This is a genomic window from Streptomyces sp. Z26, assembly GCF_003665095.1.
In the GTDB taxonomy this organism is placed as follows: Bacteria; Actinomycetota; Actinomycetes; order Streptomycetales; family Streptomycetaceae; genus Streptomyces; species Streptomyces phytohabitans.
In genome coordinates this window covers 3,571,696-3,593,342 of sequence record NZ_RCHV01000002.1, presented here as the reverse complement: position 1 = coordinate 3,593,342, position 21,647 = coordinate 3,571,696, and the positions used below count along the sequence as shown (strand labels likewise).

The following is a 21,647-nucleotide window of genomic DNA, read 5'->3' as shown; positions in this document are numbered from 1 at the left end:
GCCCCGTAGCATCCGGGACATGTCCGCAACGAACGGTCGGCCGAACGGCCAGTGGTACCCCGCCGAGTGGCCCGAGCGCATCCGCGCGCTGGCCGCCGGGGAGCTGACGCCGGTCACGCCGCGCCGCGCCGCGACGGTGCTGCTGCTCCGCGACCGGGCGGGCGCGCCGCCCGAGGTGCACATGCTGCGCCGACGCGCCTCCATGGCCTTCGCCGGGGGCGCGTACGCGTACCCGGGCGGCTCCGTCGACCCGCGCGACGAGGCGGCGGGCGGCGGTACGGAAGGCGCGGGCGGTACGGAGGGCGCGGACGCCCTCGGCTGGGCGGGCCCGTCCCGCGCCGCGTGGGCGGCCCGCCTCGGCACGGACGAGGCGACGGCGCAGGGCGTCGTCTGCGCCGCCGTGCGCGAGACCTTCGAGGAGGCGGGCGTCCTCCTCGCCGGGCCCGACGCCCGTACGGTCGTCGCGGACACCAGCGGCCCCGACTGGGAGGCCGACCGGGCGGCGCTCGTCGCCCGCGAGCTGTCGTTCGCGGACTTCCTCGCCCGCCGCGGCCTGCTGCTGCGCAGCGACCTGCTCGGCGCGTGGGCCCGCTGGATCACGCCGGAGTTCGAGGCGCGGCGCTACGACACCTGGTTCTTCGTGGCCGTCCTGCCGGAGGGGCAGCGCACGCGGAACGCCTCGACGGAGGCCGACCGCACGGTGTGGACCGGCGCCGCCGAGGCCGCCGCGGGCTACGACCGCGGGGAGCTGATGATGATGCCGCCGACCATCGCCACCCTGCGCCGCCTCCAGCCGTACGCCACCGCCGCCGACGCCCTGGCCGCCGCCGCGGAACAGGACCTGGCACCCGTACTCGCACAGGCCCGCCTGGAGGCGGGCGAGATCGTGCTGAGCTGGCCTGGACACGACGAATTCACGAAACGAGTCGCCCCGTGACCGAAGCAACCGCACCGCCCGGCCGCCCCCTCGACGGCCCCATCCACGGCTCCGGCACGGACCGCGCCCGGTGCGTCCTCGCGCCCAACCCGTCCGGGATGACGCTCGACGGCACGAACACCTGGATCGTCGCGGAGCCCGGTTCCGACCTGGCCGTCGTCGTCGACCCGGGCCCGCTGGACGAGGGCCATCTGCGGAACGTCGTCGAGTCCGTCGCCCGCGACGGCCGCCGCGTGGGGCTCACCGTGCTCACGCACGGGCACCCGGACCACTCCGACGGGGTGGCCCGTTTCGCGGAGTTGACGGGGGCGCCCGTACGGGCGGTAGACCCCGCGTACCGGCACGCGGGCGCCGACGGCGAGGGCGGCGGCGGCCTCGCGGCCGGTGACGTGATCACGACCGGCGGCCTGGAGCTGCGCGTCGTACCGACGCCCGGCCACACCGCCGACTCGGTCTGCCTGCACCTGCCCGCGGACGGGGCGCTGCTGACGGGCGACACGGTCATCGGACGCGGCACGACCGTGGTGGCGCACCCCGACGGGCGGCTCGGCGACTACCTCGACGCGCTGCGCCTGCTGCGCTCGCTCGCCGCCGACGAGGGCGTACACACGCTGCTGCCCGGCCACGGGCCGGTGCTGTCCGACGCGCTGGGCGTCGTCGAGTTCTACCTCGCGCACCGCGCGAACCGCCTCGCGCAGGTCGAGACGGCCGTGGAGAACGGGCACCGCACGGCGCCGGAGGTCGTCGCGCACGTGTACGCCGACGTGGACCGCACGCTGTGGCCCGCGGCGGAGATGTCCGTACGGGCGCAGCTCGACTACCTGGACGAGCACGGGCTGACCTGACGCCCGCCCGTACCCGTACGCCGCGATCCGCGCCCGTACCCGTACCCGTACGCCCCGGAGGTCCGTACGGTCTGCGGGCTCAGCGGCTGCGCTTCGCCAGGCGCTCGATGTCCAGCAGGATCACCGCGCGCGCCTCCAGGCGGAGCCAGCCGCGGCCCGCGAAGTCGGCGAGCGCCTTGTTGACCGTCTCGCGGGACGCGCCGACCAGCTGGGCCAGCTCCTCCTGCGTGAGGTCGTGCACCACGTGGATGCCCTCCTCCGACTGCACGCCGAAGCGGCGCGACAGGTCGAGGAGCTGCTTGGCGACCCGGCCCGGCACGTCCGAGAAGACGAGGTCGGACATCGAGTCGTTGGTGCGCCGCAGCCGCCGGGCGATGGCGCGCAGCAGCGCGGAGGCCACCTCGGGGCGCACGTTCAGCCAGGGCTGGAGGTCGCCGTGGCCCAGACCGAGCAGCTTCACCTCGGTGAGCGCGGACGCCGTGGCCGTACGGGGGCCCGGGTCGAAGAGCGACAGCTCGCCGATCAGCTCGCCCGGCCCGAGGACCGCCAGCATGTTCTCCCGGCCGTCCGGTGAGGTGCGGTGGAGCTTCACCTTTCCCTCGGTGACGACGTACAGCCTGTCCCCGGGGTCGCCTTCGTGGAACAGCGCGTCGCTGCGGGCGAGCGTTGTCTCGGTCATGGAGGCGCGCAGCTCAGCCGCCTGCTCCTCATCGAGCGCCGCGAAGAGCGGTGCGCGCCGCAGAACGTCGTCCACGAGTTCTCTCCTTGTCGACCTGCCCTGGGGTGCCTTTCGGCCCCCATGATGCCGGACGGTAAAACAGTGCGATCGGTCACAAGTTTGACGTACTCCCCCCGGCGCCCCTACGTCAGGGGGCCGATTGGGCTGTGAATCACCTGCGGGCGGCGCGAATGTCGGTCGCCCCCTCTAGTCTGGCCGGGTGTCGGACAGGCCGGTAGAGCGCGCAGGAAGGGGGCCGGGCGGGTGACCACCTCGGGAGATTCCGCTGTGGGCGAACAGGGGTCGGCGGAGCGTACGGACGTGGCGAAGGGTGCCGCGAAGCGCTCGGCGGGCGGCGCGGCGAAGAAGGCCGCGAAGAAGGGCGCGAGACGCCCCGCCGCCAAGCCGGAGACCCGTCTCGGGATGGTGCGCCGCGCCCGCCGGATGAACCGCGAGCTGGCCGAGCTGTACCCGTACGCGCACCCGGAGCTGGACTTCGAGAACCCGTACCAGCTGCTCGTCGCCACCGTCCTCTCCGCGCAGACCACGGACCTGCGGGTGAACCAGACGACGCCCGCCCTCTTCGCCGCCTACCCCACCCCGGAGGAGATGGCCGCCGCCGACCCGGAAGTGCTGGAGGACCTGCTGCGGCCCACCGGCTTCTTCCGCGCCAAGACGAAGTCCGTGCAGGGACTGTCCGCCGCGCTCCGCGACCGCTTCGGCGGGGAGGTGCCGGGCCGTCTCGACGACCTGGTCTCGCTGCCCGGCGTCGGCCGCAAGACGGCGAACGTGGTGCTGGGCAACGCCTTCGGCGTCCCCGGCCTGACCGTCGACACGCACTTCGGACGGCTCGTGCGCCGCTTCCGCTGGACGGAGCAGGAGGACCCGGAGAAGGTCGAGGCGGAGATCGCCGACATCTTCCCGCGTGGCGAGTGGACGATGCTCTCGCACCGCGTCATCTTCCACGGCCGCCGCGTCTGCCACGCCCGCAGACCCGCCTGCGGCGCGTGCGCGCTGGCGCCGCTCTGCCCGGCGTACGGGGAGGGCGAGTTGGACCCGGAGAAGGCGCGGAAGCTGCTGAAGTACGAGCTGGGCGGCCAGCCCGGCCAGCGGCTGAAACCGCCGCCGGACTATCCGGGCCCGCCCGCGCCCCGGCTGGAGGGCCGATGACCGCCGCGCCGCACCTTTCCGCCGTACGTCTCGCGGGCGTACGTACCGCCGCGCCCGTACGTAACGCCGCCTCCGCCGGGAGGTGCGTGTGACGCACGCGCGCCCCCAGCGGCACGGCGACGCCCCCGTCGTCGTCACCAGCGAGGGCCTGCCCGAGTGGCTGGAGCCCGTCGACCGCGCCGCGCGTACGGTGCGGCCCACCCAGCTGAGCCGGTTCCTGCCGCCCGCCGGTGGCGGGGGCCGCCCGTCCGCCGTGCTGATCCTCTTCGGGGAGGGCCCGCGGGGCCCCGACCTGCTGCTGATGGAACGGGCGACGACGCTGCGCTCGCACGCCGGGCAGCCCTCGTTCCCGGGCGGCGCGCTCGACCCGGAGGACGGCGACCCGGACGGCGAGGGGCCGTTGCGCGCCGCGCTGCGCGAGGCGGAGGAGGAGACCGGGCTGGACCCGTCGGGTGTGCAGGTCTTCGGGACGCTGCCCGCGCTCTACATCCCGGTGAGCGGCTTCGTGGTGACGTCGGTGCTCGGCTGGTGGCACCGGCGTACGCCCGTCGCGCCCGTCGACCCGGCGGAGACCGCACGGGTGTTCACGGTGCCGGTGGCGGAGCTGGCGGACCCGGCGAACCGCGCGACGACGGTGCACCCGCGGGGCTACCGCGGCCCGGCGTTCACCGTGGGTTCGGCGCTGGTCTGGGGCTTCACCGCGGGCGTGATCGACAGGCTGCTGCACTTCTCCGGCTGGGAACGGCCGTGGGACCGCGAGAACCTCGTCCCCCTCGACTGGCACTCGTGACCGGAGTGGCCCCGTGCGCGGCGACATCTCTGCGAGGCTGATGCGGTGAACGTGCTCGACATACTCCTCCTGCTCGCCGCCGTGTGGTTCGCGATCGTCGGATACCGGCAGGGCTTCGTCGTCGGCATCCTCTCCGTCATCGGCTTCCTCGGCGGCGGGCTCGTCGCGATCCTCGTACTGCCCGTCGTCTGGGGCGAGATGACCGACGACGCGTCGCCCGGCACCCTCGGGGTGGTGCTGGCCGTAGGGCTCGTCGTCGTCTGCGCCTCCGTCGGGCAGGCGTTCACCACGCACCTGGGCAGCCGGCTGCGGCTCTACATCACCTGGTCACCGGCCCGCGCGCTGGACGCCACGGGCGGGGCGCTCGTCAACGTGCTGGCCATGCTGGTCGTCGCCTGGCTGATCGGTTCGGCGCTGGCGGGCACGGCGCTGCCGACGGTCAGCAAGGAGGTACGGGCCTCGCAGGTGCTCCAGGGCGTCTCGCGGGTGGTGCCGGAGCGGGCCAACACGTGGTTCGCGGACTTCTCGTCGGTCCTCGCGCAGAACGGGCTGCCGCAGGTCTTCTCCCCGTTCTCCAACGAGCCGATCACGTCCGTCCCCGCGCCCGACCCGCGGCTGGCCCGGGACCCGGTGGTGGACCGGGCCAAGCGGTCCATCGTCAAGGTGGTGGGCACGGCGACGGGTTGCGGGAAGGTGCTGGAGGGCACCGGCTTCGTCTTCGGGGACGGCAAGGTGATGACCAACGCGCACGTCGTCGGCGGCGTCGACGAGCCGACCGTGCAGATCGGCGGCGAGGGCCCGCTGCGCGACGCGACGGTGGTGCTCTACGACTGGAAGCGCGACATCGCCGTACTCGACGTGCCCAGCCTGGACGCCCCCGCCCTGCGCTTCGCCGAGGGCGACGCGGCCAGCGGCGACGACGCGATCGTCGCGGGCTTCCCGGAGAACGGCGGCTTCGACGTGCGGGCCGCCCGCGTCCGCGGCCGGGTCAACGCCAACGGCCCGGACATCTACCACCGCGGCACCGTCCGCCGCGACGTCTACTCCCTCTACACCCTGATCCGCCAGGGCAACTCCGGCGGCCCGCTGCTCACGCCCGAGGGCGAGGTGTACGGCGTGGTGTTCGCCAAGTCCCTGGAGGACGACGACACCGGGTACGCGCTCACGGCCGACGAGGTGCGGGAGGACATCGAGCGGGGGCGGGTGGCGGAGCGGCAGGTGGACAGCGAGGGCTGCGCGATGTGACGCGGGGGGCGTACGGGCGTGCCGGGGCGCGGGCGTACGGGCGCGGGCACGTACGAGCGCCGGGGCGCGGGCGTACGGGCCGGGGGCGCGCCGCCGTACTCGGCCGACACCCCTGCCCTCCGCGCGCCCCCACCCCGTAGGCTGCGCACCATGCCTACGAAGCGCGCGGGCGACGGCCTGACCGTCCCCCAACAGGCCGCCAAGTTCGTCGGGGTGAGCGTCCTCTCCGGTGCCGTGCTCGCCGGGATCGCGCTGCCCGCGGTCGGCCTGGTCGGCCTCGCGGCCAAGGGTTCCGTCGAGGGATTCGACGAGATCCCCGCCAACATGAAGCGCCCGCCGCTGAGCCAGCGCACGACGATCCTCGACGTGAACGGCGACGAGATCGCGAAGGTCTACTCGCGGGACCGCACCGTCGTGGACCTGAAGGACATCTCCCCGTCGATGCAGGCGGCGATCATCGCCATCGAGGACTCGCGCTTCTACGAGCACGGCGCCATCGACCTGAAGGGCGTCCTCCGCGCCCTCAACCAGAACCGGCAGGCGGGCAGCACCACGCAGGGCGCGTCGACGTTGACGCAGCAGTACGTGAAGAACGTCTTCGTCGAGGAGGCGGGCGACGACCCGGAGAAGATCGCGGAGGCCACGCAGCAGTCCGGGGCCAAGGGCATCGGCCGCAAGATCCGCGAACTGAAGTACGCGATCAAGGTCGAGGAGTCGCTCGGCAAGAAGCAGATCCTGGAGAACTACCTCAACATCACCTTCTTCGGGCAGCAGGCGTACGGCATCGAGGCCGCCGCCCAGCGGTACTTCTCCACCTCCGCGAAGGACCTCACCGTCGAGCAGTCGGCGCTCCTCGCCGGTCTCGTCCAGTCCCCCAGCCGCTACGACCCGACGAACGACCCGGACGAGGGCAAGAAGCGGCGCGACATCGTGCTGGAGCGCATGGCCCAGCTCGGCGACCTCAGCCGCAAGGACGCCGACGCGGCCAAGGCCAAGCCGTTGGGCCTGAAGGTGAGCAAGCCCGAGAACGGCTGCATCACGGCGGTGAAGGGCGCGGGCTTCTTCTGCGACTACGTGCGCCAGGTCTTCCTCGGCGACAAGTCGTTCGGCAAGACGGAGAAGGAGCGGGCCAAGCGCTGGAACCAGGGCGGCCTGACCGTCAAGACGACCCTCGACCCGCAGGCGCAGCAGTCGGTCCAGGACTCGATACAGGACCACGTCAACCAGGACGACGACGTCGCCACCGCCGTCAGCATCGTCGAGCCCGGCACCGGCAAGATCCTCGGCATGGGCCAGTCGCGGCCGTACGGCTTCGGCAAGAACGAGACGCAGATCAATCTCTCCGTGAACCGCTCCATGGGCGGCGGCAGCGGCTACCAGCCCGGTTCGACCTTCAAGCCGATCGTGGTGGCGGCGGCCCTGGAGAAGGGCAAGAGCCCGTACCAGCGCTACTCGGCGCCGTACGAGATGCCGTACCCGAGCCCGGTCAGCATGTGCGACGGGAAGCAGTGGAGCGGCAGCGGCTCGACCGTCGCGAACGAGAACCGCAGCGAGCGGGGCCCGTACCGCATGAAGGAGGCCACGGCCCTCTCCGTCAACACCTACTTCGTGCAGCTGATCAGCGACATCGGCCTGTGCCCCGTACGGGACATGGCGGAGAGCATGGGCCTGGAGCGGTCGGACGGCAAGGAGCTGGAGCAGGTCCCGTCGATGACGCTGGGCGTGCAGGAGATGTCGCCGCTGACGATGGCGGAGGCGTACGCGACGTTCGCCAACGACGGCGTGCACTGCACCCCCATCGCCATCGAGTCGATCACCGACGCGCAGGGCAACGCGCTCCGCGTGCCCAAGTCGACGTGCGAACGCGCCATGTCGAGCCGTACGGCGAAGACGGTGAACTCGCTGCTGCGGGGCGTCGTCGAGGACGGCACCGGCAAGAAGGCGGGGCTGAGCGGGCGGGACAGCGCGGGCAAGACGGGTACGTCGGACGAGCGGTACGCCGCCTGGTTCGTCGGCTACACCCCGAACATGTCCGGCGCGGTCTGGGTCGGCGACCCGCAGCACCAGCGCCGGATGGTGGACATCACCATCGGCGGCCAGCCGCACGACAAGGTCTTCGGCGGCAGCGTCCCCGGCCCGATCTGGCGCGACGCGATGACGGGCGCGCTCGACGGCAAGCCGTCGACGAAGCTGCCGACGGTGCCGATACGCGGTGAGAAGGAGAAGCGCGACAAGGGCGGGGACGACGACAAGGGCGGCGACCGCGGGCGCGGAGGTGACCGCGGTGACGACGACGGGGACGACGACCGAGGCGACCGGGACGACCGGGACGACCCGAGGCCGCCGGACACCCCGGACCTGCCGGACTTCCCGCGCCCCGGCGACGGCTGGCCGGAGCCGAGCCTCCCGCCGGACATGATCGGCGGCGGGCAGAACGGCGGCGGCAACGGCGGCTGGCCGTAGGCCGCGGGCGGTAGTACGGGCGCGGGCGGTACGGGCGTACGCGTACGGCTGCCCGGCGGGACGAACGGACGAGGGGCGCTCCCCGGGCCACGGCCACGGGGAGCGCCCCTCCGTCGTACGGGTGCGGGGGTGTCGGGTCGTACTGCTGCGGGCGCGCGGACGCGCGTACGGCGGGCCCGTACGGCCGTCAGCCCGCGAGGTGCCGCTTCACCGCCGCGGCGACCCGGCCGCCCTCGGCGCGGCCCGCCACCTTCGGGTTCACGAGCTTCATCACGGCGCCCATCGCCCGCGGCCCCTCGGCCCCGGCCGCCCGCGCCTCCGCGACGGCCTCGCCGACGAACGCGTCCAACTCGTCGTCGGACAGCTGCTGCGGCAGGTACTCCGCGAGGACCTCGCCCTCCGCCCGCTCCCGTTCCGCCTGCGCGGCACGGCCGCCCTCCGCGAAGGCGTCCGCGGCCTCACGGCGCTTCTTCGCCTCGCGCGCGATCACCTTCCGCACCTCCTCGTCGGAGAGTTCACGGGCCTCGGTGCCCGCCACCTCCTCCTTGGTGAGCGCGGTGAGCGTCATCCGGAGCGTGGCCGAACGCAGCTCGTCACGCGCCTTGATGGAGGCGGTCAGGTCGTCCTTCAGCCGGGACTTGAGCGTGGTCATGCCGCTCAGTCTGCCAGCACGCGCGACGGTCCCCCAGCGCGTTTCCGCGCGGGCCGGGTCCCCGGGGGGGCGGACGGGGTGAGTAGTCTCCGCTTCACGACTTCCCGCACCGCCGCCGCTGCGCGTCCCTGCGAGGCGGCCGACGGCGGCCCGGGTCGTGAGGGGAACCACGAACCACAGGAGCAGTCATGCCCATTGCCACGAGATCTGCGCGCCGCTGGGGCATCGGTCTGACGACCGTCGCCACCACCGTGACCGTACTGGCGACCGGCACCCCGGCACAGGCGGCCGGAACGGCCGCGGCGGCGCCCTCCGGCGTCGGCGCCAAGGGCGCGTACCTGCTCGACGCCGGCAGCGGAAAGAAGCTGTGGAGCAAGGGCGACACCACGAAGCGCCAGATGGCCAGCACGACGAAGATCATGACGGCGATCGTCGCGCTCCAGACCAAGGGCGCGCTGGACAAGCAGATCACGGTCAAGCAGGAGTACCGCGACTACGTCACGCGCGAGGGCGCCAGCACGGCCGACCTCCGCACCGGTGACAAGCTCAAGGTCAAGCAGCTCCTCCCCGCCCTCATGCTGCCGTCCGGCTGCGACGCCGCGTACGCCATCGCGGACGCGATCGGCAGCGGCTCGTCGGTCAAGGCGCGCACCAAGTCGTTCATCGGCAAGATGAACAAGACCGCCGACGAACTGGGCCTGAAGAACACCGAGTTCGACTCGTTCGACGGCATCTCCCCCGGCGGGGACAACTACACGACGCCCGGCGACCTGGCCAAGATGGCCCAACACGCCCTGAAGAACACGACCTTCGCCTCGACCGTGAAGACGACCACGGCGAAGGAGGTGGCCACCAACGGCCGCACCTACACCTGGACGAACACCAACCAGCTCCTCGGCTCGTACAAGGGCGCCATCGGCGTCAAGACCGGCAGCGGCACCGCCGCCGGGCCGTGCCTCGTCTTCGCCGCGAAGCGGGACGGGAAGACGGTGGTCGGCGTGGTGCTGTACAGCAAGAGCGCGGCCGCCCGTTACACCGACGCCAAGGCCATGCTGGACTGGGCCTACGGCACGCAGACGAAGCAGATGAAGCTGCGCGAGCTGCCCGCGGGCGCCCAGCGCGACTGATCCCCGGCCGGTCGAGCCCGGCTCGACCAGGCCAGGACCACGGGTCCGGACCGCGTACGACGGCGGTCCGGGCCCGTACGCGTACCGCTTCCCCGGCCCGTACCCGTACCCGGGCCCGTACCGTCGGGGATGGCGCGCTCACGCGCTGCGCACGGCGCGCCACGTCTGCGACGATGGGGGTATGCGCGCGCGATACGGAATTCCCCTCGGCATCACGGCACTCGGGGCGGCCTGCCTCGGCTACGCGACGGCGGTCGAGCCCCGCTCCTTCCGCCTGCGGCGCGTCTCCGTGCCCGTCCTCCCACGGGGCATGCACCCGCTGCGCGTCCTCCAGATCTCCGACGTGCACATGGTCAACGGGCAGCGCCACAAGGAGCGTTGGCTCCAGTCCCTCGCCGGACTCCGCCCCGACCTCGTCGTGAACACCGGCGACAACCTCTCCGACCCGGAAGGCGTCCCCGCGACGCTGGACGCGCTCGGGCCGCTGATGGAGTTCCCCGGCGCGTACGTCTTCGGCTCCAACGACTACTACGGCCCCCGCCTCCGCAACCCCGCCCGCTACCTCTTCGAGAAGGCCCAGGGCCGCCACGGCCTGAACGGCAACCCGCCCGCCGTCGGCGCCATCCACAACCCGTGGGAGGACCTGCGGGACGCGTTCGACGCCGCAGGCTGGATCGGCCTCTCCAACGCGCGCGGACGGCTGAAGCTGCCGGGCGGCCAGGAGATCGCGTTCACGGGGCTCGACGACCCGCACATCAAGCGCGACCGCTACGGCGAGGTCGCGGGCGGCCCCGAGACGGACGCCGACCTGTCCCTCGCCGTGGTGCACGCGCCGTACCTGCGCGTCCTGGACGCGTTCACCGCCGACCGCTACCCGCTGATCCTCGCCGGGCACACGCACGGCGGGCAGCTCTGCATCCCCTTCTACGGGGCGCTGGTCACCAACTGCGACCTCGACACGGACCGCGTGAAGGGCCTCTCGACGCACCAGGCGGGCGGCCACCGCTCGTACCTCCACGTCTCCGCGGGCTGCGGCGCCAACCGCTACACCCCGGCCCGCTTCGCCTGCCCCCCGGAGGCGACGCTGCTCACCCTCACGGAACGGGACGACCGCCCGTAACCCCGCCCCGGGCCGGGCCCGCCGCCGTACCGGGAAACCGGATTTCGCGTCCGGGCCGGCCTGGGCTAAGGTTGTGCTCGTTGCTTCGGGGTGTGGCGCAGCTTGGCAGCGCGCTTCGTTCGGGACGAAGAGGTCGTGGGTTCAAATCCCGCCACCCCGACAGAGAAGCAGTAGTTCAGGGCCGGTTCCTCGCGAGAGGGACCGGCCCTGCTGCGTGGTGGGCCCCCGCTGCGGGGTAGTGGCGGGGCGGCGGTGTCGTCGTCGCGGGCGGGGGAACGGGTTCCGGTGCCCACGTGTACGTCACGGTGTCCCGTCCGGGCGCCGCCCGCCCTGCTCCGCCATCCCCCGGAGGACGCCCCCATGCCCCCGTACCTACGGGCCCGTCGGTCCGTGTCCCACCTGCTCGGTCAGTGGCGCCGACGCGCGGCAGATGCGTCGGCCCGCGTCTGGGCAGGCGAAGGGGCGCTGGTCGTCGCGGCGGACGAACTGCACATCGTCTAGGAGGATCCGGGTGGTCGCCGCGAACAGCTTGGTTAGCCGGGCATGAAGTTGGGCTGGTGGATGGCGCACAGGCTGCCCGGGGAGGAGAGTTCAGGATGCGATGAGGCGGCTGGTGAAGCCGGCGTGGATGAGGGATGCGTACGCAGCATGCACGTCCTCCGAGACCTCCTGCTCGATGGCGAACCCGAGCTTCGGATACTCGATCACCCGCTGGAGGTCGCCGACGAGCATGTCCACCACGAGCTTCTCGTCGCCGATGGACTTGAGGTAGTCGTCGAATTCCAGGGTTTCCGAGGCGCACACCATCTCGGCCTCGGGCCATAGCTTGCGAGCAGTGGCGTACGACCGCCGTTCCATGTAGGGCTTGGAGACCAGCAGCACCTTCTTCGGGGTGATGCCGGCGTCGCTAAGGACCTCGCGGGCGAGGGTGATGTTCTGGCCGGTGTTCGCGGCCAGCGGCTCCAGCAGAATCGCGGAGGCGGGAACGTCGAGGTCGATGGCGTGCTCGCGGAAGTGGACCGCTTCGCCGCGTGGGAAGACCTTCGCGGTGGTCGGGCTGTTGCCGCCGGTGAAGACCAGCGTGGGGAAGAGACCCGCGTGGTATAGCTCGGCGGCGCGCGTGGCCACCCCCAGGTCGTGGCTGCCCAGGCCGATCGCCACGTCCACGGGGTGGGCCTGGTGGTGCATCTGGTGGTAGTCCCAGATCGCCTTGGCCTGGTGCCACTGGTCTTCGGTGATGACCTGCTGGCTGTCACTCATGCGTTCGTCTCCCTGATCACCGTCGGCGGGGCCCCGGGCGGCCCTTCACTGCTGGCCTTGACGCTCTCGATACTGCTCAGTTGGTGCACGAGGCCGTACTGCGCGGCCGTCCGAGTGGCCTGGCCGAGAGCGCGTAGCCCATCATCGCGGGTCGCCGCGTCGGACAGCAGGATGTGGCCGTGAGCGGTATCCAGTCGCACGCGTTGCATCGGTGAGTCGCTGCTCCCGCTGCTTCGGGCGATGTCGATGAAGTGCAGGGCTTGAGTGAGGTCTCCGACGCCCCGGCGGGCCAGGGCGAGCTTCTGATGGGCCACCGACCAGTCGTCGGGTTCGGTGAGGTCCTCGAATTCACGGGTCGCGGCCTGCATCACGCGGGTCGCGTAGTCGTGGTTGCCGTCCTTGCTGAGTGCGGTGCCCACCCACAAGCGGGCCCTGGCCCGGTCACGGCGAGAGAGCCGGTCGTCGACGGCGAGCGTCTCGTACGTACGGGCCGACGTCTCCAGGTCACCGGACATCTCCGCGACAACCGCGAGGGACAGATCGAGCTGGGCGACACGGCGGGGAATGTCGAGCTGGGTGAAGATCGAGCGCGCGCCCGCGTAGGAGTGGCGTGCGGACAGTGGTCCGAGCACCGCGCCCTGATCGCGCTTGAGGTCTCCGAGTAACGCGGTGGATCGGGCGTAGAGGTACAGGCCCTTGTCGTCGAGTTCGGCGGCCGTGAAACGGTTGAGCCATCGGCCCAGCAGGCTGTCGGCGAAGGTGAAGTTCTGCCGGGACAAGGCGACGACGGCACGGTCCAGGTCGTCGGTCCACGACTCGTACTCCCAGGCTCTGGGCCCGGCAGCCGTCACCCGGCGTCCGGCTGCCACCCGCCCGGGGCCGGCCATCTCCGACAGGAGCGTTTCGAAGCGCAGGTGCACGGAGGCATCGGCGCGACCGAGCGCGGTGTCGAGAATGGCCTGCGTGTCGGGGCGGGTTTCGGTCGCGGACCGGAGCTTTTCCCACTTCGAGATGGTCGCGACGGCGAGACCGAGGCGCTCGGCGAAAGCACGCACGCTCAGGCGGAGGGCGAGCCGTAGGGCTCTGGCTTCCAGGCCGGTCCAGTGGTGCACGGTCGCCACGCGTCGCTCCCTTCCACCAGCCATGGAAGCAGAAGCGTGCGGCCGGTGGGGCGGAAGTAGAGCGCAAGTGGAACAGCCGGTGATTCCCTGCGCATTGAGGTACGGCGACGCTCAAAGGGTCTCTTCTCGCCGAGTCCCTTGGACGGTCACCAGCATGGAACTCCTTACCGAGCACCGCCCTGTCAACGGGCCCGTCGTCTACGGCTTCCTGCGGCTGGCCGGAGTCTCCGCAGCCCGTCAAACGGCGTTACAGGCGGCACTGACGGAGTACTGCCGGATCCATGAGCTGCAGCTCTCCGGCGTCTTCAAGGACAGGCTCGCGACGACCGAACCGAGCTCCCCCGCGTTCACCGGCCTGCTGGACGCGCTAACCCTTCCTGACGTCTACGGCGTCATCGCCCCCGCCCTGTCTCACCTGGGGCCGAAGCACCTCGCCGCCGAACGCACCCGCCTTATCGGGGCCGCCGGCGCCCGCCTGCTGCTGGCCCGCCGCCCCCGCATCGGGCCTGGCCACGTTCCTCGCCAGCGGACCGCCCACCGCCGCTTCCCCGCGCCACTCCTCCTCCTGAGCACGGAGTCATGAGGCACCCCATGCCCGAGTCGCTTCAGCAGTTCTTCGAGGCCCGCCGCCAGTCCGTACGCAAAGCACGGGAGTTCGCCACCAGAGCGCTGGACGGCTGGGGTCTGACGAGCCGCACCGAGGACATCCGCCTGTGCGTCTCCGAACTCGCCACGAACGCCGTTCTCCACGGCACCGCCCCCGGGCACGGCTTCCTCGTCCGGCTCGACATCGACGACAACTGCGTACGCCTGGAAGTGCACGACAGTCGTCGCCAGCAGCCCGTCGTACGCGAGCCGGCCGCCACAGACGTCTCCGGGAGGGGCCTGACGTTGGTGGCCGCGCTGTCCGACGAGTGGGGAGTGAGGGACCGCACCCCGCTCGGGAAGATCATCTGGTCCCGCTTCAAGACCGTGGGCGACGCCGCACAGTCGATCAGCCCTCCCGTCCCAAACCGCGACGACTGCCCTCTGGAGGTCCGATGACCGTAACCGGCACACCGGATCGGGTGGCGTCTGCCGCGTCAAGCACGCGTCTCATCGCCAGCCCGTTCCTCGCCCAGCACCTTCTTCTTCAGCCAGGCCGAGCGGTCGGTGTGCGCATTCCTGGGACCCGCTATGAGGAACTGCGCGCCGCGAGCCGCGTCGGAGGCCCCGCGCCAGCCTGGCTTGTTGATGCCGCGCGGCAGGCGTGGGGCACTGAGCTGCCGTACGGGCCGGTCGGCGATGTCCTCCTCGTCCGCGAGCGGTCTCCGTACGGATACGCGAAGGCGTCCTGGGAGATCAACCTCGGCTGCGACTACGACTGCGAGTTCTGCTACCTCGGCGAGAAGCGCTTCGAGGGCTTGGACTGGACGGGCAAGCAGCAGCTCTTGGAGACGATGCGGGACGCCGGGGTGCTCTGGCTGCAGATCACGGGCGGCGAGGCGCTGATCGACCGCGAGTTCGGCGCGGCCTACGAGTACGCCCACCAACTCGGGATGATGGTCCAGGTCTCCTCGAACGGGTCGTCCCTCCGGAAGAGGCCGATCCATGACCTGTTCGCCCGCCGCCGCCCGTACCGGCTCACGCTCAGCGTCTACGGCGCGAGCGCGGGCACGTACGACAAGGTCACCCGCAACCGCGGTGCGTTCGGCCGGTTCATCCAGGGCCTCGACGCCGCCCACCAGGACCAGCTACCGGTCCGGCTCAACGTGATCGTGTCCGAAGACAACGCACACGAACTCGACGCCATGGTCGCCCTGTGCGAGCGCTACGGCTTCCCCCACCAGGTGTTCACCAACATGTCGCCGACGATCGACGGCGAGGCTAACCCGCTGGCGACGCAGGCCGAGGATCACATCAAGGCCCGGAGCATCTTCACCGGATGCAACGCGGGCCGGACGTTCTTCCACGTCAACCCGCACGGCATCGCGTCCGTCTGCAAGGTCGGCCGCGACCCTAGCGTGAACCTCGTGACCGAGGGTGTCGCCGCTCTTCCCCGGCTCGGCGCCATCGCCGAGTCCCTACAGCTCCGCACCGGTGGATGCTCCGGCTGCACGAAGGTCGGCACCTGCCGTACCTGCCGGCCGCTGGCCAAGCTCTACCAGGATGCGGGGGACCGACGAGAGCTCTACTGCCAACACGGAGGTTACGGATCATGACCCCTCCCACCACAACCCTCACCCCGCCGCGCGAACCGCTGCTGCTCACCATCGGCCGGCGCCCCACCGACGGAGCATCCGGCTCGCTGCCCGTGCCACTGCTGGCCACGGCCATCCGCGACGACGAGGTCCAGATCATCGCCGACCTGGACGAGGCCGCCGAAGGCGCCGAGTGCAGCTGCTCTGCCGGCGACGACCAGCCGTACTAGATACACCGCAGGCGGGCGGCGCACCGCTCGCGTACGCACCCCATGAGTGCCGCCCCGGTCATACCCTGACTGGGGCGGCACTCCCCTGTCTCCGAGCCCCATGAGGAACCGCGCGTGTCCATGTCTCGCATTCCCTTCGATCAGCTCCCCGCCGACGTCCGCCAGGCTGTCACCGACAAGACCGGCGCCGTGCATCAGGCGGTGACCATGACCGGCGGCATGAACTCCGGTGTCGCCTCTGTCCTGGAGACCGAGAGCGGTAGCGTTTTCGTGAAGGGCATCGCGAGTGATCATGCGCAGGTCGCAGCACAGCGCCGTGAGGCGGAGATCGCCCCCCACCTGCCCACGTCCTGTCCCCGCCTGTACTGGCACCTGGAAGTCGGTGGATGGAGCCTTCTCGGATGCGAGGCCCTCAGCGGTCGCCACGCCGACTACAGCCCCGGCTCCGCCGACTTGGTGCTCGTAGAAGCCGCGCTCACCGAACTGCAACGGATCACCGCTCCGGCCGACATCGAGATCAAGGACGCGGTGGACCGCTGGGCGGACTACGCTCCGTCCGGAAAGCTCCAGCACTTCAACGGCAACACCTTGCTGCACACCGATTTCGCACCGCACAACGTCCTGATCGCCGACGGGCGTGCCCGCCTCATCGACTGGGCGTGGCCAACGCGCGGTGCGGCGTGGATCGATCCAGGCACCTTGGCACTGAGGCTCATGGACGCCGGCCACCCGGCGGAGGACGCGATCGTGTTCGCAGGCCGCTTCCCGTCGTGGCGGAACACCGATCCGGAGGCGCTGACGGCATTCGGTTCCGCATCTGCCGCGCTGTGGCAGGAGATCGCCGAGGAGGACCCAACGCCCTGGAAGCAGAGGATGGCCAAGCGGGCCGCTGCGTTCAGGCTCGCACTCCTCAGAGAGGCATAGGCCCAGGGGGCGACGTTCGTCAGCGATAAACGTCCCACTGCGAAAAGACCGAAACGAGGGCCAGCGCCTGCTCTTATCTTCAGACTATGACCGTCACCGCGCGGCGGGATCTGGTGAGCCCGGCGACCCGTAACGCCTTTCGTTCTCTGGCCACAGACCTGACCATCCGCATCGTGGCCGAGCTGTGGGAGGACCACGGGTTCGCTCCCATCCCCCCTGACGAGCTGAAGTATCAGGACTCGGGCCAGCGTCGAACCGAGTTCATGCTCTACGCGGAAGGTGTCGACTGGTCAGACTCTAACCAGGTGCGGCGTGCGCTCCTGGTTTTCGAGGACTTCGTTCGCGCGTACCGCGACCCCGGCGATCAGGGCACACCCAAGTGGTTGGACGACATCAAGGTGCGCCTGGCACGGGACGGCTTCGCTCTCGATCAGGAGGGCAGAATCTCTTGGTCCAACCCGCCGGTGCTGGTCCGTGATTTGAGTGGCCTGGGCGACGCCTCAGGCATCACGATCGAGTTGGAGCGTATCCGTAGAGACCTCACCACAGATCCCCACGGTGCCATTGGCGCAGCCAAGCAGCTCATCGAGGCGACCGCAAAGACGGCTCTCAACGAACTCGGTATCGAGGTCGACAAGAACGCCGCCCTTCCCGCTCTGATCAGCACTGTCCAGAAAGTGTTGAGGCTTGACGCCGGCTCGGCGCCTGACGGACCAGACGGCAGCAAGGCCGTGAAGAAGATCCTTTCGGGCTCGGTGAACATCGCCGTCGGAGTCGCCGAACTGCGCAACCAGGGTTTCGGCAGCGGTCACGGCCAGGTGAGCGCACCGTCCGGGCTTGGAGTACGCCACGCCCGACTCACGGTCAACGCTGCCGTCACCTGGTGCGAGCTGATCCTCGACACCCTGTCGGACCCCACCGCACCGTGGCACAGGGCCAGGATCTAGCCGCCCCGCCCGTATAGGTGCAGCCTCGCTTGCCGGACCCCGCGAACTTGCTTCCGTCATGCAACTTGCAGGCTAGGAGCCGATGCCCTCCGTGTGCAGGAAGCCCGCAGGCCGGGCACGCCCTCGTCGGCAGGACTGCGGAGAAGGCCTTCGATCTTGACCGACCCTCATTCGGAACGAAGAGGTCGCGGGTTCAAACCCCGCCACCCCGACAGAGAAGCAGTAGTTCAGGGCCGGTTCCTCGTGAGAGGGACCGGCCCTGCTGCGTGGTGGGCCCCCGCTGTGGGGTAGTGGCGGGGGCGGCGGTGTCGTCGTCGCGGGCGGGGGAACGGGTTCCGGTGCCCACGTGTACGTCACGGTGTCCCGTCCGGGCGCCGCCCGCCCTGCTCCGCCATCCCCCGGAGGACGCCCCCATGCCCCCGTACCTACGGGCCCGTCGGTCCGTGTCCCACCTGCTCGGGCAGTGGCGCCGACGCGCGGCAGGTGCGTCGGCCCGCGTCTGGGCAGGCGAAGGGGCGCTGGTCATCGCGGTCGCGGTGCTGGAGTGGACGGCTGACGGGCCCGCGGGGGACCTCCGTTCCGTGGCCGGGGCGGTGGGGGGCGCGCTGCTGGTCGCGGCCGTGCTGCCGCTGCGCCGGCTGCTGCCGGTGGTCACGCTGTACGGATGCGCGGTGCTGGGCGCCTGGTCCGTGCTGCCGTTCGCCACGCCGGTGATGGTGTACGGCGCGGCACGCCGGATCACGGCCGACGGGCCGTCCCCGTGGCGCCGTTCACCCTCGTTCGTGGTCCCGTCGGCCACCGCGGTGGCGTTCGTGCTGACGGCCGTACGGAGCGTGTGGGAGTCGCGTCAGCTCGTACCGTCGACGTTCGTGTGGGTCGCCGCGGTGACGCTGCTGTTCCTGGTGGCACCGGCGGTGGGTGGGGTGCTGGTGGGGCAACGGCAGCGGCTGCTGCGGACGTTGCGGGAGCGCAACCACCACCTGGAGCGGGCGAGCCGGCTGGCCGAGAGCCGCGCCCGGCTCCGCGAACGCGCCCGTATCGCCCAGGAGATGCACGACCTGCTGGGCCACCGGCTGACGCTCATCTCGCTGTACTCGGGGGCGATGGAGGTCAGCACCTCCCGCGAGTCGCCGCGGCTCAGCGGCGAGGCCGCGCTGATCGCGTCGACCGCGCGGACGGCGATGGGCGAACTCCGCGACCTGCTCGGGGTGTTGCGCGACGACCAGGCCGTACGGGCCGTACAGGCCGAAGGCGGTGCGGCCGGGGCCGTCGGTGGTACGGACGCCGCGGGGGTCGTCGCCGGGGCCGCGGGGAGCGACGCGACCGGCACGGAGGAGGACGTACGGGCCCTGGTCGACGCCTCCGGGCGGGCGGGTCTCGCCGTACGGCTGGACTGGGCCGAGGACGGCTCCCCCGCTCCCTCCCCCGTGGTGCGCCGTGCCGTGCACCGGTTGGTGCGCGAGTCGCTGACGAACATCCACAAGCACGCGCCGGACACCTCCGGTGTGGAGGTGGAGGTGCGCATCGACCGGGCGGCCGTACGGCTGGAGGTCCGCAACGGCGGTGCCGAGGGCAGCGGTACGGCACCGCCGGACGAGGTGCGTCAGGGGACGGGCAGCGGGTTGGTGGGGCTCCAGGAGCGCGTCCGGCTGCTCGGTGGCACCCTCGCCTCCGGTCCCCGGTCCGGTGGCGGCTTCGCGGTGACCGCCCGCATCCCGCTGGACGCCGCGGCGGCCCCGACGGTCGGCGGGGACCGTACGGACTCCCCCGACGACCCCGGCCCGGAGGACGGGGGCACGGAGGACGGCGGCCTCGTCGACGACCGCGGCGGTACGGCGCCACCGGCCGCAGCCCGGCGGACGGGTCGTGGGCGCGGGCTCCTCGGCTGCGGTGCCCTCCTCCTGGTGGTGATCGTGGGCCTGGCGGCGGCCGGTTTCTGGATGCGCGAGCAGATCCGCGAGACCGGTGCCAACAACCACCGCTACGAGCGGGTGCGCACGGGCATGGAACGGGCGGAGGTGGAGGCCGTGTTGGGCCGCGAGCCCGGCGCGGACGTACGGCGGGAGCTGCGCGCCGACGAGCCGCCCCGGCCGGAGGGTGCCGACTGCCTCTACCGGATGGGCCGCGACGACGACGGCGCGCTCTCGTACCGCTTCTGCTTCCGGGACGACCGTCTCGTGGAGAAGCGCAGCTACCGGACGGCGGCCGAGAAGCGGTGACCCCGGCCCCGTCCGAGACCCATCGTCCGCCCGTGACGGGCCACGCGGTGGCGTACGCATCCGCCCCGGGTACGGGGCGGTGTGGCCGACCGGCCACACCGGAGGGCACGCGGGTCGGCCCGGGTCCGGTCGGGGGACGGCAGGCGGCCGGGACGGTGCGTACGGCGGGCGGGCGGTACGGCGACCGGTCCGGGGTACGGGCCGGGCGGTGGAATGATGCCGCCGTGAGGTCTCCCGAAGCGCACGACCGCGTACGCGTCCTGATCGCCGACGACGAGGCGCTCGTCAGGACGGGCATCCGGCTCATCCTCGCCCAGGCCGACGACCTGGAGGTCGTCGCGGAGGCGACGGACGGCGCGGAGGCCGTCGAACTGGCCCTGAGCCACCGGGTGGACGTGGCGCTCCTCGACATCCGCATGCCGCACGCCGACGGGATCGCGGCGGCCGCGAGGCTGGCTGCCGTGTCCCCGCGGACGGCCTGCCTGGTGCTGACGACGTTCACCGAGGAACGGCACCTGTCCCGCGCCTTGGCGGAGGGCGTGGCGGGCTTCCTGGTGAAGGACATCCCCGCGGCCGACCTGATCGCGGCCGTCCGCTCGGCGGCACGCGGCCACGCGGTGGTGTCACCGCAGATGACCCGGCAACTGTTCGACCGTTACGCGGAGCAGGAGGTGCCGCGTGCGGCGGCGCGTGCTCTGGTCGCCCGGCTCAGCGCGCGGGAGCGGGAGGTGCTGGTGCACGTGGGTGCCGGACTGGCCAACGCCGAGATAGCGGGTCGGCTGCACGTCAGCGAAGGGACGGTCAAGGCCGACGTCCGTCAGATCCTGACCAAGCTGGACTGCGAGAACCGGGTGCGCGCCGCCATCGTCGCCCACGAGGCGGGCCTTCTCGCGGGCGACGGGCCGCCGTCCGGTGCCGCGGGCGGCCGGACGGACGGCGGGGCGGGGGACGGCGCGGCCGGGGCGGACGGGGCGGCATAGGGCTCCGTGGGCGGCGGCGGGCCGTGCCGCTCGTTGCCCTCCCCCTCCCCGGCCGCGATACCGACACCGGCGCGCGGCGCCCGCGCTACGGCTTCCCGCGCACCGCGGTCACTCGGTGACGTCCTCGCCGAAGTCCTCGGCGCACTTCTCGCGTTCGGACTGGGTGTCGGCGTGGTCGGCGCAGTCCTGGTAGTCCTTGAACTCCTCGCTGTTGAAGAACGTGAGCCCGGCGATGAGCATGACCGAGGAGGCCAGGAGCGCCAGCAGTCCCGTCACCGCACCCACGAGCGCCATCGTGCCGTTGGTGGCCTCGCCCCGGCGCTTGCGGCGGTGGCCCAGGACGCCGAACGCCAGGGCCAGGACTCCCAGCGCGATCCCGCCGAAGATGGTCCAGAACGTGATCAGGGCGAGCAGTCCGAGGACCAGTGCCGCGACGCCGAACCCGTTACGGGGACTGGGCGCCGTACCGGCCGGGGCGGGTCGCTGCTGGGAGTGCCCGTGGGGTGTTGCCATCTTCGCTACCTCCGTGGTGACGCTCGGTCCGATCGTGGCCAGCGATTACCCGGCGGTGCGCCCCGGAACGCCCGTACGGGGAGGGGTGCTCGAAGTCTGACCGACCGGCCAGTGGCGGTGTCCGAACGGCCAACGGGAGAATGCCCCGCAGATGATCACCTGGATCGTGGCCGGGTGTACCCACGGCGCACGAGCAGGACGGAAGG

At 71.8% G+C, this 21,647-nt stretch carries 22 protein-coding genes and 1 tRNA gene; 18 read left to right on the top strand and 5 right to left on the bottom strand.

What is annotated here, in order from left to right:
* The first annotated feature begins 19 nt into the window (after positions 1-19).
* Positions 20-937: an NUDIX hydrolase gene (locus D7M15_RS16035; RefSeq protein ID WP_121518141.1), complete on the top strand. Its 918-nt coding sequence runs from the start codon at positions 20-22 to the stop codon at positions 935-937.
* On the top strand, positions 934-1,782 hold the full coding sequence (locus D7M15_RS16030; protein WP_121518140.1) for an MBL fold metallo-hydrolase: 849 nt from the start codon (positions 934-936) through the stop codon (positions 1,780-1,782). Before D7M15_RS16035 ends, D7M15_RS16030 begins: the two co-directional genes overlap by 4 nt.
* Before the next feature lie 79 nt (positions 1,783-1,861).
* Here D7M15_RS16030 and D7M15_RS16025 read toward each other — a convergent pair whose 3' ends face one another.
* Positions 1,862-2,536, bottom strand: coding sequence for a Crp/Fnr family transcriptional regulator (locus D7M15_RS16025; RefSeq protein WP_121518139.1), 675 nt, complete (start codon positions 2,534-2,536; stop codon positions 1,862-1,864).
* A gap of 252 nt (positions 2,537-2,788) precedes the next feature.
* On the opposite strand from D7M15_RS16025, the gene nth reads away from it, so the two are divergent.
* The 4 genes from nth to D7M15_RS16005 all read left to right on the top strand — a co-directional run bounded on the left by nth (position 2,789) and on the right by D7M15_RS16005 (position 8,168).
* Positions 2,789-3,670: an endonuclease III gene (nth, locus tag D7M15_RS16020; RefSeq protein ID WP_165906268.1), complete on the top strand. Its 882-nt coding sequence runs from the start codon at positions 2,789-2,791 to the stop codon at positions 3,668-3,670.
* Between the two features lie 88 nt (positions 3,671-3,758).
* On the top strand, positions 3,759-4,460 hold the full coding sequence (locus D7M15_RS16015) for a CoA pyrophosphatase (protein ID WP_121518138.1): 702 nt from the start codon (positions 3,759-3,761) through the stop codon (positions 4,458-4,460).
* Between the two features lie 45 nt (positions 4,461-4,505).
* The gene (locus tag D7M15_RS16010) at positions 4,506-5,705 is read left to right on the top strand and encodes a MarP family serine protease (protein WP_121518137.1); all 1,200 of its coding nucleotides are present in this window, start codon (positions 4,506-4,508) and stop codon (positions 5,703-5,705) included.
* Positions 5,706-5,855: 150 nt separating this feature from the next.
* Positions 5,856-8,168: a transglycosylase domain-containing protein gene (locus tag D7M15_RS16005; protein WP_121518136.1), complete on the top strand. Its 2,313-nt coding sequence runs from the start codon at positions 5,856-5,858 to the stop codon at positions 8,166-8,168.
* Positions 8,169-8,355: 187 nt separating this feature from the next.
* Here the strand turns inward: D7M15_RS16005 and D7M15_RS16000 are convergent, their stop codons facing one another.
* Positions 8,356-8,820: a GatB/YqeY domain-containing protein gene (locus tag D7M15_RS16000; protein ID WP_121518135.1), complete on the bottom strand. Its 465-nt coding sequence runs from the start codon at positions 8,818-8,820 to the stop codon at positions 8,356-8,358.
* A 188-nt stretch (positions 8,821-9,008) separates the two neighbouring features.
* Here D7M15_RS16000 and D7M15_RS15995 point away from each other — a divergent pair, with 188 nt between their 5' ends.
* The 4 genes from D7M15_RS15995 (at position 9,009) to D7M15_RS28490 (ending at position 11,568) form a co-directional block, all read left to right on the top strand.
* Complete coding sequence (locus D7M15_RS15995) at positions 9,009-9,947, top strand: serine hydrolase (RefSeq protein WP_121518134.1); 939 nt, start codon at positions 9,009-9,011, stop codon at positions 9,945-9,947.
* Between the two features lie 181 nt (positions 9,948-10,128).
* Positions 10,129-11,067: a metallophosphoesterase gene (locus D7M15_RS15990; protein WP_121518133.1), complete on the top strand. Its 939-nt coding sequence runs from the start codon at positions 10,129-10,131 to the stop codon at positions 11,065-11,067.
* Positions 11,068-11,153: 86 nt separating this feature from the next.
* Positions 11,154-11,227 (top strand) — tRNA-Pro (locus D7M15_RS15985).
* A gap of 200 nt (positions 11,228-11,427) precedes the next feature.
* The gene (locus D7M15_RS28490) at positions 11,428-11,568 is read left to right on the top strand and encodes a hypothetical protein (protein ID WP_165906267.1); all 141 of its coding nucleotides are present in this window, start codon (positions 11,428-11,430) and stop codon (positions 11,566-11,568) included.
* 90 nt (positions 11,569-11,658) lie between these two features.
* On the opposite strand, the gene D7M15_RS15975 is transcribed toward D7M15_RS28490, so the two are convergent.
* Both D7M15_RS15975 and D7M15_RS15970 read right to left on the bottom strand, forming a co-directional pair.
* A complete protein-coding gene (locus tag D7M15_RS15975; protein ID WP_121518132.1) occupies positions 11,659-12,327 on the bottom strand; it encodes a YdcF family protein in 669 nt (222 codons plus the stop codon).
* On the bottom strand, positions 12,324-13,448 hold the full coding sequence (locus D7M15_RS15970) for a helix-turn-helix domain-containing protein (RefSeq protein WP_121518131.1): 1,125 nt from the start codon (positions 13,446-13,448) through the stop codon (positions 12,324-12,326). The genes D7M15_RS15975 and D7M15_RS15970 overlap by 4 nt, the downstream gene beginning before the upstream one ends.
* A gap of 154 nt (positions 13,449-13,602) precedes the next feature.
* On the opposite strand from D7M15_RS15970, the gene D7M15_RS15965 reads away from it, so the two are divergent.
* The 8 genes from D7M15_RS15965 to D7M15_RS15930 all read left to right on the top strand — a co-directional run bounded on the left by D7M15_RS15965 (position 13,603) and on the right by D7M15_RS15930 (position 20,928).
* On the top strand, positions 13,603-14,031 hold the full coding sequence (locus tag D7M15_RS15965; RefSeq protein WP_165906266.1) for a hypothetical protein: 429 nt from the start codon (positions 13,603-13,605) through the stop codon (positions 14,029-14,031).
* An 8-nt stretch (positions 14,032-14,039) separates the two neighbouring features.
* The gene (locus D7M15_RS15960) at positions 14,040-14,492 is read left to right on the top strand and encodes an ATP-binding protein (protein WP_121520860.1); all 453 of its coding nucleotides are present in this window, start codon (positions 14,040-14,042) and stop codon (positions 14,490-14,492) included.
* A gap of 53 nt (positions 14,493-14,545) precedes the next feature.
* Positions 14,546-15,649 (top strand): radical SAM protein, encoded by a 1,104-nt coding sequence (locus D7M15_RS15955; RefSeq protein WP_121520858.1) that lies wholly within the window; start codon positions 14,546-14,548, stop codon positions 15,647-15,649.
* Positions 15,646-15,858: a hypothetical protein gene (locus D7M15_RS15950; protein ID WP_121518129.1), complete on the top strand. Its 213-nt coding sequence runs from the start codon at positions 15,646-15,648 to the stop codon at positions 15,856-15,858. The genes D7M15_RS15955 and D7M15_RS15950 overlap by 4 nt, the downstream gene beginning before the upstream one ends.
* Before the next feature lie 120 nt (positions 15,859-15,978).
* Complete coding sequence (locus tag D7M15_RS15945; protein WP_240649668.1) at positions 15,979-16,782, top strand: aminoglycoside phosphotransferase; 804 nt, start codon at positions 15,979-15,981, stop codon at positions 16,780-16,782.
* Between the two features lie 86 nt (positions 16,783-16,868).
* Positions 16,869-17,729 carry an abortive infection family protein gene (locus D7M15_RS15940; RefSeq protein WP_121518127.1) on the top strand — a complete coding sequence of 287 codons (861 nt, stop codon included), beginning with the start codon at positions 16,869-16,871 and terminating at the stop codon, positions 17,727-17,729.
* Positions 17,730-18,142: 413 nt separating this feature from the next.
* A complete protein-coding gene (locus tag D7M15_RS15935; protein WP_121518126.1) occupies positions 18,143-19,948 on the top strand; it encodes a histidine kinase in 1,806 nt (601 codons plus the stop codon).
* A 224-nt stretch (positions 19,949-20,172) separates the two neighbouring features.
* Positions 20,173-20,928, top strand: a complete 756-nt coding sequence (locus tag D7M15_RS15930; RefSeq protein WP_121518125.1) for a response regulator transcription factor — start codon at positions 20,173-20,175, stop codon at positions 20,926-20,928.
* 108 nt (positions 20,929-21,036) lie between these two features.
* On the opposite strand, the gene D7M15_RS15925 is transcribed toward D7M15_RS15930, so the two are convergent.
* Entirely contained in the window at positions 21,037-21,441 is a 405-nt protein-coding gene (locus D7M15_RS15925; protein ID WP_121518124.1) for an MYXO-CTERM sorting domain-containing protein, read from the bottom strand.
* Between the last annotated feature and the right edge of the window lie 206 nt (positions 21,442-21,647).